Raw genomic sequence first — 14,714 nt, 5'->3', positions numbered from 1 at the left:
AATATTCGAGCTTTGTAAGAAATAACAATCTAAACTCCTCTTAATTATCAGAGAACGATAATTCAGTAAATACATAGTTTGAACAGGAGGTTAAAAGTAATAAATTGTTTGGACTGAGATCTTGCCCTGGATGAAACAAAAATGAAATTGGTAGAAATAATTAAATGTGGCTACGGTAAATGCTCTGCTTCTGAGTGTAATTGCAAGGCTTATGAGAGAAGTGGTAAAACTTGTGGCAATTGTAAACATAATTACGACCGTCATTGGTAAATTATCGTTATTTAAAAATACTAAGAGATAAAATAATGATACAAGAAACGAAAATAAATAAAGAGCAAATATTCTCTGTTTTTCCTTATAAACCTAAGCATATTGGTCAAAACATGGTTATCATGTCTCAATCAATATATGAGCAATTACAGAAAACCAGTGATAGCGAATATTTCTTTGTAGAAGTTAGTTCTATTGATGGGGAAAATAAGGGTTATGGTTTTGCTTGGCATGAGGAAGAACACGATAAGTTTCAAGGTGATTCTGAGTCCAATTACCTTGGTTTGGAATCTCCGTTAATGGATACTTGTTTATTAAGTCCTGATGACTCGGTAAAAATTAGAGTTTTACCCTCTGATGATATTCAAACTGCTACCAGTATTCAATTACAAGTAGTAGGAGATGATGTTAACAAACTTCAGACAGAAGATGACTTACGAAAACTCAAAAATAGAATTTCGGGTGGAGATGTTGTCTTAGGAGAAAATACTCGTTTTGTTGTTCCCTTTTCTGCTGATAGTACAACTTATTGGATTACCTTACGAGTTGTTAAAGCTGAACCTGCAAAAGTACCTGTTAGATGTAATGAAAAAACAAGCATTACCTTTGATGGAGTCTCACTGAAACCAAGACAAACAGATGTTAGTTTTGCGGATGTTGGTGGTTTAAAAAGACAAATTAGCTTACTTCGTGAGGTGATTCAATTACCGTTAGAACATCCTGAAATTTTTAGACAATTAGGAGTTAATCCCCCTAGAGGAATTTTACTTTATGGTCCACCGGGCAATGGTAAAACCATGTTAGCAAGAGCTTTAGCTAATGCGATCGACGCTAACTTTTATATCATCAATGGACCTGAATTAATGTCTAAATTTGTCGGAGAAGGTGAACGCAAATTAAGAGAGGTATTTGAAAAAGCCAAGCAAAACGCCCCTAGTATTATTTTCTTTGATGAGATTGATTCATTTGCGGGGAAAAGAGACTCTTTTACGGCTGAATTTGAAGTCAGAATTGTTGGTCAATTATTGTCAATGATGGATGGATTGGCAGATCGGGGCAATGTGGTTATTATTGCCGCTACTAATCGCCCCAATGCGATCGATCCTGCCTTAAGAAGACCAGGAAGATTTGATCGAGAAATTGAAGTCAGTTTACCTTCAGAGTCAGATCGCTTAGAAATTCTTTCTATCTATGTCAAAAACATGGATTTAGCCTCTGATGTTGATTTAGCAGTTTGGGCGAAAAAAACATCGGGATATGTGGGAGCAGATTTAGCAGCCTTAGCAAGGGAAGCGGTTATTCGTTGTTTAAGACGTATTTTTCATCTTTCATCAGAGGGAAAATATGAACAATCTGAGCCTCTTGTTGTCTCCAATGATGATTTTTATCAAGCATTTAAGGAGTTACAACCAACTACCTTAAGAGATTTACCTCATCAATTTAATTCTCTAAGTTGGGATCAACTCTTAGCAGTGGATACCGTTAAACAAAGATTAGTTAATTTGATTGAGCCTTCCCTAAAATCCCCGGAGCAATTAAAAGCAATGGGTTTAACACCACCCACAGGAATTATTTTAGTAGGTGCATCACAATCAGGGAAAAAATCCTTAGCTTCTGCTTTAGCCCGAAAACTGGGAGTACAGTGTATTTTTGTTAGGGCTTTAGATTTTATTTATCAGGAATCAAATCGAGGAGGTAAAACCTTAGCAGAAATTTTCCGCAAAGCAAGATTGTCTTCTCCTTCAATTCTTTTAATTGACAAAATTGATTTAGCCTTTTCATCTCAGATTAAAGAAACAAGGGAAAGTTTTTTATTTGCTGAAAATCTAATTGATGAAATTCGACGCAACCGACTTTATGACAATATTTTTGTCATTGCCACTGCGAGAAGTCTTGATGATTTACCACTAACTTTGCTTGATTCTTCAGTGTTTGGGCATTTAATTGATATTCCTATCCCTTCAATTCAAGATTATGAATTGATCATTCAATCTCAACTAAAAAATTACTTAAGTTCGGAGACTAATTATCAAGAACTGGCTAATTCTTTACAAGGTTTATCCATTGGAGAAGTGTTTTATGTTTGTGAAGAATGTCTGAGAATGTTTCTCCTTCACGGCTCAATTCAACTTAACCATTTTCAACAAGCATTAGCCACTGTTAAAAGTGGAAAAATTCTTAATTAATGATTGTAATTCAATAAAATAAGGAGTAAATTTCATGAATAACCAAGGACAAAAACAAGAACAGTTACAATTTAACTTACAAATATGTGATGATACTTGGGAGCGTTTGCTTTGTGCTTTAGAGCGACTAGAATATGTAGCTGAATATCAGAAAAATTATGATATTCCTCCTGCTGTGGCTACTCGTTTAGATCGTCATAAAGACAAAGGAAATATCCAAGAATCTGCAATTGAAGTTGAATTAGAGGTTCAGCTACAGATTCAATCTTTCAAATTTATTGTCAAAACAGTTCAAAGTGAAACCGAAGCATGGTTATTACAAGACTTTATTTCTTGGTTAGCAGGAAGGGAACGCAAAGAAATGAGACGTGATCCTTTACCTGTAAATATTGTGGATGAGTATGCCATTCCTATCTTGCAATGTATTTTAGGTGAAAAGTTTAATTTACCTAAAATTCCTGACATAGCTTCTGCTCCTCGAACTGAAAAAGATATTACAAAAACAATGGAAGTTTTAGGAGCAGCCACCCAAGAAACAGATCAAATTGAAAAAGGATTTCAAGATGATCCTAATGCGAAAGCCTCTCAGCATAAACATCCGCGGGGTGAATTCCAAGATGGGATGGAACGTTTAGAAGCGATCGCTAAATCATTTAGAGAAGACCGTTGGTTTGAGCGTTTTGTTCAAGAAAAACGTTGGCAAAATCGTTAGAGATTCTAAATCATGACAACCTATTACACATTAAAAATTTCATGTCCTGCCTGTATTTATCAGGGTAAGACAGGAGGTGTTCCTTCCTATTGGTATCACAGTGATTGTGGCGGAAGGCTAGAGGTTGGTGATAACGGTTATTATCGCTGTTCTAAATGTGGCTATAAAAGCCATATAAAAAATTGGCGCTATGCTTGTCAATCCCATCAAGGTAGTTATCAAGATACAGATGCTACTCACTTCGCTGCTGCAACTACTATAGCTGCCCAAGTAATGAATATTGGCGGACGACAATGGCTTCTTAATCTCCTTTCTAACTTGGGGGATTGGTAATTATTTTTTTCAACACATTAAACACATTAAAGAGGAATTAAAAATGGCAACTTACTTTGATCTTAAAATTCGCTGTCCTGCTTGTATTGCTCTGGGAGAAGCTGGAGGAGCAGAGGCTCAATGGTATCACAATAATTGTGGTGGTAAACTTCAGATTGGTGATGACGCTAATTATAAGTGTCTTAGTTGCGGTGAATCCTCTCATATCAAGAATTGGCGCTATGCTTGTAAAGTTCATACTACTGATTTTCGACCAACTACAACTGCTCATTTTGCTAGTGCTATTTCTACCGCAGGTCAAGTAACAAGTTTTGCTGGTAAACAATGGCTGATAACTTTACTGAACAATTTAGGAGATGACTGGTAAAGGATGAATTTAATAATTAGTATTTTTTTACTGATTTTTCTTGTTTTCTTTTTCAGAAAGTATATTGCGATGATGATTCCTAATGCCAAAAATTGGGTGATATTTTTTCCTTTGGAATATGTCAAGATTGAAGACGATAATATCACTGATAATGATACGGACATTATCGATATAACTTCTAAAAAGACTAAACTAAATCAGTCTAATAACACAAAACTGAACACAAACATATCAAAGAAACAAAACAGCCGAAATAAAGCAAGGAGAATTATTAACATTATGAGTGAAGAACAAAACAGACAAACTTACGATTTAATCGTTAGTCACCCCGATCAGTTATCATCGCCACCTTATCAATGGTTACACTATCAATGTGAAGGTAATCTACAAATCAGTGACGACGGCACAATTAGCTGTGCAAAATGCGGTGTCCAACAACCTGCTTTAAACTGGTATATTTCAGATGATAATCATTTACTAGAAAAACTACCAGAAGTCAAACCTCTTGATTTTTCTACTTTATCAGCATTAGCAGGACAGTTAGCAAGTACAGCAGGTCCTAAATGGTTGCAAAAATTCCTCAGTAATATTGAGGATTAATTATTAGATAAACAATGAAGGTAGTGAGGTAAATCTGTGGAAAGATAGATAAATTATGAGGAAACAATAAAAAAAATTCTTCGAGCTTTGTAAGAAATGACGAGCTAAACTCCTCTTAATAATTAGAGAATGATAATTCAGTAAACACAAAAATAATGACAGAAGAGTGTTGATAGGATGGCAACACTGTAAAAACATATTAGTGACATAAAGCCTTTTCAGTAGACTCTAATTTCTATCAACATTCTTGCTGCACTACTAAAAAAATGCAATGAGGAAAAAACATGAATACAAAATTGAAAAATACCAAAAAATATTATTTATCCTTGGCAGTAGCTATCAGTTCAGCCCTATGCTTCTCAAATGCTTCTCTAGCTAATACTTCTGATTTAGTCAAAATAAATGCCGGACCAGAAGAAACATATCAATTAGCGGAAAAAAGCCTAAATAACTTGCCAGTTCAAAATCAACCCTGTTTGCCGGCTAATGATATTACTACAACATCTGAACTATTATTAGCAGGAGAAATTATTATTGATAGCCGCCCATCCTTTGATTCAAGATGTGGTGATTATTACACTACTCAGAAAAATGGTGATTGGTACGAATGTATTCAATGTGAATATAATAGGTACCCTTATTGCTGGAAAATACATGGCGGAAACTAATAATAGGCTAAATTCGTGACCATTTAAAGCTGTTAGTAAATATACAAAAAGTCTTGATTTAGACCAAGCTTCTTAGCATAATACCTACAACAACAGCGAAAAAATGGAATGAATTTATTTTATAAATAAAATTACCTTTTGATGATTCATGCCTCTAGGAATAGACTTTGGAACTTGTAACTCTAGTGCTGCTCTAATCATAGATGATGATTTACGCTTAGTCAAAGAACCTGCTAAACAGGGTTACTCTTTTCCTTCTAGTGTTTATCTAGCTGAAACCGGAAAATTTCTCGTTGGTCAGTTAGCCGAAAGCAGGAAGTTTAAAGATATTACTCGATACCGTCGAGAGTTTAAACGTGACTTATTACAAAACTACCCCTACATTCTAGGCAGTCAGGGAGAATATCAATTTACCCCTCAACAATTAGTAACGGAGGTATTAAAAGCATTAAAACAAGAAGCAGAAAAAATTACACTGGCTTTAGATAAAGGGACAATTACTGATGTCGTTATCACTGTTCCTGCTACTTACAAAAAAAACAAAAAGGATTTAATGAAAGAAGCAGGAGAGAAAGCTGGATTTACTTCAGTAGAACTCTTAGAAGAACCTGTAGCCGCTGCTAATTATTATAATCATCAGAATCCTAATAGTTTTCAAGAAGGAGATATTATTTTAGTTTATGATTTGGGAGGAGGAACATTTGATGCAACTTTAATCCAAAAAAGAGATAAAAGTTTTCAAGTTTTAGGGCAACCTGTAGGGGAAGAAAATTGTGGAGGAATTGATTTTGACCGTGCTATTTTTGAAGATTTAAAAAATAATTGTGATGAACAATTAAAAGAGAGTTTAAAAACGAAAGGTAACTCTCCTGAGAAAAATTCTGTTATTAATTTTTGTCGAGAGATAAAACATCAACTTAGTGGAGTTTCGGAAGCTGTTGGTCACATTCCAGTTAATCATCAACTTTATGAATTAAGTCGTAATGATTTTAATAACATGATTTATCCTTATGTGGAAAAAAGTATTGTTCTTTGTGAAGATTTAATTAAGAGTACTGGTTTGACTAATAAAGATATTACTAAAGTCCTCATGGTAGGCGGTAGTTGTAGAATTCCTTATGTTTCAGAAAGTCTCGGAAATCGGTTACAATCTTCAGTTTTATTAATTGATGAACCTGAGTTAGCGGTATGTCAAGGGGCAGCGATTATCGAAAACAACTTAAGGGGAAAACGAAGTAAAGATATTAGGAAAGAAACTATGGAAAATACAGGAAACAAAGATTTTTTAAAAAGAGCAAATGAATGCTTAAAAAAAGGAGATTTTGAACAAGCCGTTTTTTTTTATGAAAAACAACTCAAACTAAATAGAGACGATTATGAAGCTTTATTTAACTTAGGATTAGCTTATTTTTACCAAAAAAACGATTCAAAATCTAAGAAAAACTGGCAAAAACTTTTTAAAAAAAATAAAGATTATTTCGAGTATCGTATGTCAAAAATTAAAGTGAATTTGGAGGGAAACCAAAATATGCATTTGTCACAAAACTTATTAGAAATTTTACAGCAAATATTTAATTCATTGAATCCTGCCAATGTTTTTAAAGATTGGTTCAGTAGTTCATCACACTCTGATTTACCTATAGAGGATAAGATTGTAAATACTTACACCTATGAAGAATTTATAGGTTATTTTCGCTATAGTCGTCCTAAAGATGATAGGGTAAAGAAGGGAGCTATTATTAGCAAAGATGGATTAATAACTTTACTGTTCTTAGATGAATTAAATCAGATAGTTTATGATAGTAATAAACACCCTTATGGACGTCGTTTTCGCATTTCAGAATTAGATGATAAATTAGAGTATTTACTTAAAGATAACGAAGTTTATTATATTGAATATTGATTATTACTAAAAATTTTGATTCTGAGAAAACTATTGAGGAAAATTTACTATGGATCCTATTACTATTGGGTTGATTGCTTTTGGACTACTTGCTGGTGGATCATTAATTGTAGCATTGGCTAGTATTACCATAAGATATATTGTTGATTGGTTTAAAAATAGGAAATCTAAGCGAGCACTGGTTTTCGATGGAGGATTAGTGGATACGATAAGAAAAAATCCACAAACAAAAAAAAATACTGTGGTATGCGCTGAATTAGATGAGAATGCAAATCCTGTAAAAGATACTATTAAGATAGTTACTTCAGATGAGATAGAATCATCTCTTGAATCAAAACTAAAAGAAAACGATGGAGTTATTTATCTTGAAAATTAAAACTTTCTAATACAGTAGATGTATCTTCAAGCATCTCTTTCTTCAAAAAAATTTTGGTTTTTTATTAAGGTGCCATTATGACCACTCAAAACATTTATCACATAGAGGGAATACCATCTGTATTGCAAAAAAAAGAAATACAAGATGATTTAATAATTTTAGAAAAAATTATTAGAGAAATTCATGAAAAAAGTCAGGTAAAAGAAATTGCCATAACCATTAGCAATAAAAAACTTAATCGTCAAAACATCAAATCAAATCAAACAGAAAATACGGAAAAGAATCGAGATGATATTAGTTTTGAAAAAAGATCTGAACAGTATCAAGCTAAACCATCTTTATTTTCTTTAGATCAATTAATTGTTCCTGAAAACGTTAAAGAAAATATTTTATCTGCAATAGAAACTTTAAAAGTTAAAGATAAAGTTTTCAAAGAATGGAATCTACAATTAATTGAGCCTTTCCCTCGCACAGCTTTAAACTTTTATGGTAAACCAGGAACAGGAAAAACATTAGCGGCACAAGGAATTGCTAAAGAGTTAGGTAAACCGATTATTGTTGCTAGTTACGCTCAGATTGAAAGCAAGTTTCATGGAGATGGACCTAAAAATGTAGAAGCCTTATTTTATGCTGCTCAAAGAGATAATGCCGTTTTATTTATTGATGAAGCAGATTCTTTACTATCAAAAAGATTGACAGATGTTAATCAAGGTTCAGAAAGAGCGGCTAATTCTATGACAAGTCAACTTTTGATTTGTCTAGAAAAATTTGAAGGAGTAGTAATTTTTGCTACAAACTTAGTAGAAAATTATGACACAGCATTTGAAACGAGAATCAAGCACATTCAGTTTCCTATGCCAGATGAAAACGCTAGAAAACATATCTGGCAAAAACATTTACCTTCTGAATTACCAACAAAAGATGTATCTATTGACAATTTAGCAAAAGTTGATGATGTTTGCGGAAGAGATATTAAAAATGCTGTTATTGATACCGCAGTTAGAGCAGCAAGAAAAAATCAAGATTACATTGAGGAACAGGAATTTATAGAAGCAATTAATCGAATAAAATTAGAACGAACTTCTACAAAAGGCATTAGTAAATCATTAACAGAAGAGGAGAAAACCAAAGCAGAAGAGCAAATCAAAAAGGCTTTGCTAAACAAAGACAACTCATCTAATAGTGACAATAATAAAAATCATCATCATCAAGAACAATCTTAAAAAGTCAAGATAAATTCTGGAGAAGAGGGGCTTGATAGTATCAAGCCTTAAATTAATTATTTTAAATAAGTAGTTTTACTTAGAAATGTCAAATAAGCTAAAAGCAAAAATTATTACACCCCGCACTCCATAATCTAAACCATGCTCTACAACAATATATATAACGACTTATCACACGATTTAAATGAAAATGGTATTTCCGATCAGATTGAAATTGAAACGTATCTTGACGGCGATAATATTTCCGATGATTTGTCAATAGACTTTGATGAAACCGAACTTCAATTTATAGACAGCGATTTAGATATTTTTGACCCAAATCCAGATGATGAATATATTGACAACCTTTCAGAATCAGATGCTTTAGAGTCAATAAATATCGAGACTGTAGATATTGCCAATGATCTCGAACATTGGCATCAGCAAAGCTATAATGATACTTGTGCCATTGTTGCTCAAGAATTTGTCTTAGACGACATTGGGGAAGCCTATGGTATTGACTTCACTGAAAATGAATTAGTAAATACTGCTGTAGCTTCTGGAACTTATATCCCTGGTTGTGGAACTCCAATGTTACAATTAGGAGATTTGTTAGAAGCTTATGGTATTGATGTGCAGAAAACTATCCATGCTAGTTTAGAAGATATTAATCTACAACTCGAAGCAGGAAACAAAGTCTTAGTATCTATTGATGCAGACGAAATTTGGTATCCTGACGACATTGATGAGGATGATTTAGTCGCTAATTTACAAGGAATGCCAGGGCAAGAACCTAATCATACAGTACAAGTAATTGGTATTGATAACAGCGATCCTGATAATCCAATGATTATTCTCAATGATCCCGGTACACCAGATGGTAAAGGTTTAAGAGTTTCTGCAAACGATTTTCTTAATGCTTGGGAAGATAGTAACAATTTTATGGTGTCAACTACTGGTCGTAGTGTTGAGTCAAATCCTACTCAGTTTGTTTTCAATAATACTGTTGATATGAATAATGTTTTTGTAGGCAGCGTAGCAGAAGGAGATTCCAAAAAATCTTGGGGTGATTCTTATCAAGATGATGCTGATGGTGCCAGAGGTTGGGCAGAAAGCTACGCTAATAGTGGAAATATTGATAAGGCTTTAGAATTTGAGAAAAAAGCAGCAGAAGCTCAAGAAAAAGCTAATGAATATTATAGTGACGCAAAAGATGCCTATGGTAGTGTATAAAAGCGAAAAACAAATTTGCTTATATTGTTTGAAAACTTTGTCAGACTTTTCTGAGTATTAACCCAAAACACAAAGAGGTCTTTCTCACATCTTGCATCTTTACCTAATGTTACTGGTGGATGAGTAATGAGTAATGAGTAATGAGTAATGAGTTTTGAAGTCTTGAAGTCTTGAAGTTTTGAAGTCTTGAAGTAAGGAGTAATGAGTAATGAGTTAAAGAATTAATGCGATCGCGCTTAAAAATTGCTTGACCGAGCCAGATCTTAGGCTAAAGAGAAATGAACTTTTTCTGAGATTAATTTAGTACATAAGTACTGGTAAAAGATGTGAGTCTTTTAAATATACTGACTCTTTGTAACTCATAACATAAATCACTAATTACAAATAGGACAATCTTTGTTCCCATGACTACCCAACTAGAAACACAACAATTATCTAATACAGAAAAACTGCTAAAAAATATCCGTAAAACTCCCTTATTTATGCAGTTAATCCCTCAAGAAGCAGGTATAGGTTTACCTATTCCATTACGCAGAGATAAAAAAGCCTACGCTATCTTACTTTGCTTTGGGTTTAAACCAATAGAAAAAGGCAAAACTGTTTTATCTCCTCCCATTGCTAAGATTACAGTCCAATGGTCTAATCAAATCCCTGTAGAATACATTAATCTAAAATTTAATAACCCTGCACCAGAATTACAATGGTCTAAACCAATTGGTACATATCCTCATGATGCCATAGCAGGAATGACAAAAAGAGAATATTTAGAAACACGCAGTAAATTGTTAATGATGTATGATGAGATGTTTACCGAACTGGAAAATGGAAATGGTTTATCACCAGAATGGAAAGAGGAATTTAGCCATTTATTCTCAACTTTAATTGAACCTCCTTTAATTCCCTATTATCGAATTTTCGGGAGCAAGTTTTGCGATCGCTTTTTAACTCGACACTGATTAAAACAATAACAATAATTGAAAATAAGGAGAAAATAATGAACTTCTGTGAAAAATTTATTAATACCTCAATCTTAACTTCCATATTAATATTCTGATGGAAGCTATAGCGAACCTTATTATTGCTAAGAATAAAAATACACTGTAAACAATTATTGAAGAGTATTAAACCAAATATAGCCTTTTTAAGGCTGGTGAGGTACAGAGGTTATCCTTTTGAGGCAGAAGGCAGGAGGCAGGAGGCAGGAGGCTCCGAGTTAGGTACAACCTCATGAGTCCGAAAAATGCTATGGTGAAAACCTATTTATCTGGTTATCATTATTGTTTCTGCTCTTCATTATTAATTAGTTTTGTAAAACCATGGAAAATTATCAACAACAAAGACACAAAATCATTCAACTTTTTCAACAAACTCAAGCTCTTGTAACCCAAAGTAAGAGACAAGATATTGCTAAAACTTTACAAGAATCAGGGGAAAGATTTACTAATGGTAAACTATTCGTCGTCATTGCTGGAGAATTTAAACAAGGAAAATCCAGCTTGATTAATGCTTTAATAAATGAACAAGATTTATTTCCTGTTGATATTGACATTACCACTAACTTAGTTTCTAGCATTACCTATGGTAAAGAAGAAAAAATTACTGTAGTTTTAGGTGAACAGGGAAAAGGAAGAACCAAAAATATTAGCAGGGAAGAAATTTCCGACTACGTTACAGAACAAAAAAACAGTAATAACCAGAAGAAAGCACAAATGCTCATTATTGAGTCTCCTAACCCTCAATTAAAAGAAGGATTAGTGTTAGTTGATACTCCAGGTGTCGGGGGATTAAATACAGAACATACTGCTATTTCCTATGCGTTTATCCCCAATGCAGATATAGTTATCTTTGTCAGTGATAATCAAAAGCCATATACGGTTAAAGAGTTAGAATTTGTGGAGATGATTAACCGCCACTGTCAAAACTTTCTTTTTGCTATTACCAAAAAAGACTTAGGTAACTATCAAGAAATCATCAACAGTAATCGAGAAAAACTCACAAAAACCCTTAACTGTAAACCAGAAGCAATTAACCTAATTCCTGTCTCTAGTAAAGCTAAATTAGCTTATTTAAAATCTCAAGATGAGGAAGATTTAGAAGATAGTAATTTTACTGCTTTAGAAACTGAAATTTGGCAGATTCTCGAACAACAAAGAGGCTATATTTTAAGTTTACGAGCTTTAGCGGATTTAGAAAAAGCATTGAGTCAAATCAAAACGCCTTTAGAAGCTGAATGGGAAGCTTGTCAACAATCTCCTGATCAATTAGCTACAATTAAGGAAGAATTTGAGGAAATTGAACAAAGACTACAAACTTTACTCAAAAATAACAGCAATTGGCACAATAAACTAAACGATGGTTTACAGGATATTAGAGAGCAAATTGTAAATACCTATCGACAAGAAATGACCAAAATATATAGTCAAGCAGAACAAGAATTAGACAACCCGAAAATTTTATCTAATCCTGAACAACTCATCAATCAAATTGAGTTAAAAATTAACTCTCTTGTTGTTGATTTGACTGACACTATCAGTGAATTAGCAAGTGACTTAGAACAAGAAATCAAACAAAACACTCAATTGAATATTAATCCTTTTTCTAGTTCATCTTTGGCCACTATAGATAACAATCTATATGAATTTCAAGAGAATAAAATACAACGTAGTAACTTATGGGAAAAAACCCTAAATATAGGTGGAAATGCAAGCTATAAAAGCATGATAGGGGGACTTCTTGGTAATATTGTTGGTGGTTTTGTAGGTGGTGCTATTGGAACATTATTCGGGGGTGTAGGTGCTGCACCTGGAGCTGTAATAGGTTCTCAATTAGGAGCATTTTTAGGTGGCATGGGAGGGGTAGTAACAGGAACTCAAGAGGCTTTATCAAGGGAAAAAGATAAAACTAAGCGTCAAATTTTAGTAGAGGTCAAAAAATTTATCGACCAAATTCAACAACAATATTTCAATAACTTAAATTCCAGTATTAAAGAGTTACAGCGTACTATGCGAGATGAATTAACCATCCAAATACAACAAGAAAAAGAAACCTGTGAGCGCACCCTACGTTCTCTGAAAGAATCTCAAAAACTAACTCAACAACAAACCCAACGTAAAATTGCTGAACTCAAACCTATACTACAAAGAATTAACTACTTAGAGCAACAAATTACTAAACTAGCAGAAAACATAATCGCACAGAAAGAAACAAAACCCTCTAATCAGAGGGGAACTCAAACATCTACTAGAAAAGAAAAAGATCAAAAACCTCCTACTCCTACTGTAACTGTAGCATCTGAAGATGAAGATTGGGCTGATGGATAATCATAACTTACTAGAAACTGTAGAATCTATCTTTAATTCGGCTCTCGCTCAAACAGCTAATCAACCAAACCTAAAAGATTTTCATCACATTTTACAACTATCATATCAAAGACTTCATGAACCAATGCGGGTAGCTATAGTTGGTTTAATCAAAGCAGGAAAATCAACCCTAATGAATGCTTTGTTGGGAGAACAAGTAGTAGCAACAGGTACGGTAGAAGCCACTTTTAATGTTAATTGGCTCAAATATGCTTCTACCCCTTCCCTCATCGTTCATTTTAAAGATGGTAGCTCTCCAGAAACTAAATCTCTAGAAGAATTACAAGCATTGACTGTACGCCCTCAAGAAAATCAAGATTATCTTCTAAGTATTAAATATATTGAAGTCAGATACCCTAACGATATTTTAAAGACCCTTAATCTAATTGATACACCAGGATTAGATTCTTTTTATCAAGATGACTCAGACAATACTAAAGATTTTCTGCAACTTCATGGGCAAGAATTAACTGAAGTTACTCAGCAAGAAGCCAGCAACGCAGATGCAGTAATGTATTTGTTTAGTCAGAGTATTTCTACTACAGACAAATACATTATGGAAACCTTTGCTGGTTCTACTTTGAATCAAGCTACCCCTATTAATGCTATTGGTGTAATGACAAAGGTAGATACTTGTTGGTCAGATTATGATAATCCTATGACAGGAGTAGAAAAGATAGTCACTAGACTATCAGAACATCCTCAAATTAAACGATTATTTTTTAATATTTCGCCTATTTGTGGACTTCTTGCTTTAGGGGCACAAACATTAACCTTTGAAGAATTTGAAATATTAAAAAATTTAGCTCAGGTATCACCTAATTTTCTCGAAAGCAAGTTAAGAGTACAAGAACGATTTACTCAAAGAGAATACCCTGAAATTCCTGTTTCTCCAGAAAGAAGAAGATTAGTTTGGAATAAACTTGGACAATACGGAGTTTGGTTAGCTTGTTCTCTTATTCTTTCAGGAATTGATAATCTAGAAACTCTAAAAATAGAACTACTAAAATCTAGTGGTCTTCTAGAATTAAAAAAGATAATTACTTCTCATTTTGGTCATCGTGCATTTTTAATTAAATTAAATACAGCTTTATGTATTATTAATGATACTTATTTTAAACAACGTCATCAATTACCATCAGAAGCTAGAGAAATTATCGAACAAATAGTAGGACAATTTGAAGTCATCGAAGCAAATGATTTAGGCTTTGCTGAATTTAAAGTATTGCGAGATTATTATGACCAAAAATTAGACTTCGATGAAACAGAAACCGAACAACTCCTACAAATAACAGGAGAATACGGTACTGATATAATAAGTAGGTTAGGCTTAAAAGAATTTTGTAGCCACCAAGAACAAATCACAACAGCCTTGAAAAGAATGCAGTATTGGCAACAAAGGGCTTCAGATTACTTGGGAACAGAACCTAGTTCAGTTGCAGCCGCTAGTGTTTTGGCTCGCTCTTATGAAAGAATTTTGTATCAAGTTTTACAAAAATAGAGGC

General features: G+C 33.5%; 13 protein-coding genes. All 13 read left to right on the top strand.

Features of this window, described 5'->3' with window-relative positions; all coding sequences use genetic code 11:
- The first annotated feature begins 305 nt into the window (after positions 1-305).
- The 13 genes from MW688_RS17305 to MW688_RS17245 all read left to right on the top strand — a co-directional run bounded on the left by MW688_RS17305 (position 306) and on the right by MW688_RS17245 (position 14,710).
- A complete protein-coding gene (locus MW688_RS17305) occupies positions 306-2,456 on the top strand; it encodes an AAA family ATPase (RefSeq protein WP_486737262.1) in 2,151 nt (716 codons plus the stop codon).
- 34 nt (positions 2,457-2,490) lie between these two features.
- Positions 2,491-3,168, top strand: a complete 678-nt coding sequence (locus MW688_RS17300) for a hypothetical protein (protein ID WP_486737261.1) — start codon at positions 2,491-2,493, stop codon at positions 3,166-3,168.
- Positions 3,169-3,180: 12 nt separating this feature from the next.
- The gene (locus MW688_RS17295) at positions 3,181-3,501 is read left to right on the top strand and encodes a hypothetical protein (protein ID WP_486737260.1); all 321 of its coding nucleotides are present in this window, start codon (positions 3,181-3,183) and stop codon (positions 3,499-3,501) included.
- 43 nt (positions 3,502-3,544) lie between these two features.
- Positions 3,545-3,868 (top strand): hypothetical protein, encoded by a 324-nt coding sequence (locus tag MW688_RS17290; protein ID WP_486737259.1) that lies wholly within the window; start codon positions 3,545-3,547, stop codon positions 3,866-3,868.
- Between the two features lie 3 nt (positions 3,869-3,871).
- A complete protein-coding gene (locus tag MW688_RS17285) occupies positions 3,872-4,468 on the top strand; it encodes a hypothetical protein (protein WP_486737258.1) in 597 nt (198 codons plus the stop codon).
- A gap of 284 nt (positions 4,469-4,752) precedes the next feature.
- Positions 4,753-5,136 (top strand): hypothetical protein, encoded by a 384-nt coding sequence (locus MW688_RS17280; RefSeq protein ID WP_486737257.1) that lies wholly within the window; start codon positions 4,753-4,755, stop codon positions 5,134-5,136.
- Between the two features lie 148 nt (positions 5,137-5,284).
- A complete protein-coding gene (locus MW688_RS17275; RefSeq protein WP_486737256.1) occupies positions 5,285-7,039 on the top strand; it encodes an Hsp70 family protein in 1,755 nt (584 codons plus the stop codon).
- Positions 7,040-7,088: 49 nt separating this feature from the next.
- Positions 7,089-7,415, top strand: coding sequence for a hypothetical protein (locus MW688_RS17270; RefSeq protein ID WP_486737255.1), 327 nt, complete (start codon positions 7,089-7,091; stop codon positions 7,413-7,415).
- Between the two features lie 122 nt (positions 7,416-7,537).
- Positions 7,538-8,638 carry an ATP-binding protein gene (locus MW688_RS17265; protein WP_486737254.1) on the top strand — a complete coding sequence of 367 codons (1,101 nt, stop codon included), beginning with the start codon at positions 7,538-7,540 and terminating at the stop codon, positions 8,636-8,638.
- Between the two features lie 141 nt (positions 8,639-8,779).
- Entirely contained in the window at positions 8,780-9,850 is a 1,071-nt protein-coding gene (locus MW688_RS17260; protein WP_486737253.1) for a C39 family peptidase, read from the top strand.
- A gap of 404 nt (positions 9,851-10,254) precedes the next feature.
- The gene (locus MW688_RS17255; RefSeq protein ID WP_486737252.1) at positions 10,255-10,806 is read left to right on the top strand and encodes a hypothetical protein; all 552 of its coding nucleotides are present in this window, start codon (positions 10,255-10,257) and stop codon (positions 10,804-10,806) included.
- A 360-nt stretch (positions 10,807-11,166) separates the two neighbouring features.
- Complete coding sequence (locus tag MW688_RS17250) at positions 11,167-13,170, top strand: dynamin family protein (RefSeq protein ID WP_486737251.1); 2,004 nt, start codon at positions 11,167-11,169, stop codon at positions 13,168-13,170.
- A complete protein-coding gene (locus MW688_RS17245) occupies positions 13,163-14,710 on the top strand; it encodes a dynamin family protein (protein WP_486737250.1) in 1,548 nt (515 codons plus the stop codon). The genes MW688_RS17250 and MW688_RS17245 overlap by 8 nt, the downstream gene beginning before the upstream one ends.
- Positions 14,711-14,714 lie beyond the last annotated feature (4 nt).

It is taken from the genome of Johannesbaptistia floridana (genome assembly GCF_057440575.1).
Note: the sequence above shows the minus strand (reverse complement) of the source record. Positions and strands in the feature narration are given on the sequence as shown.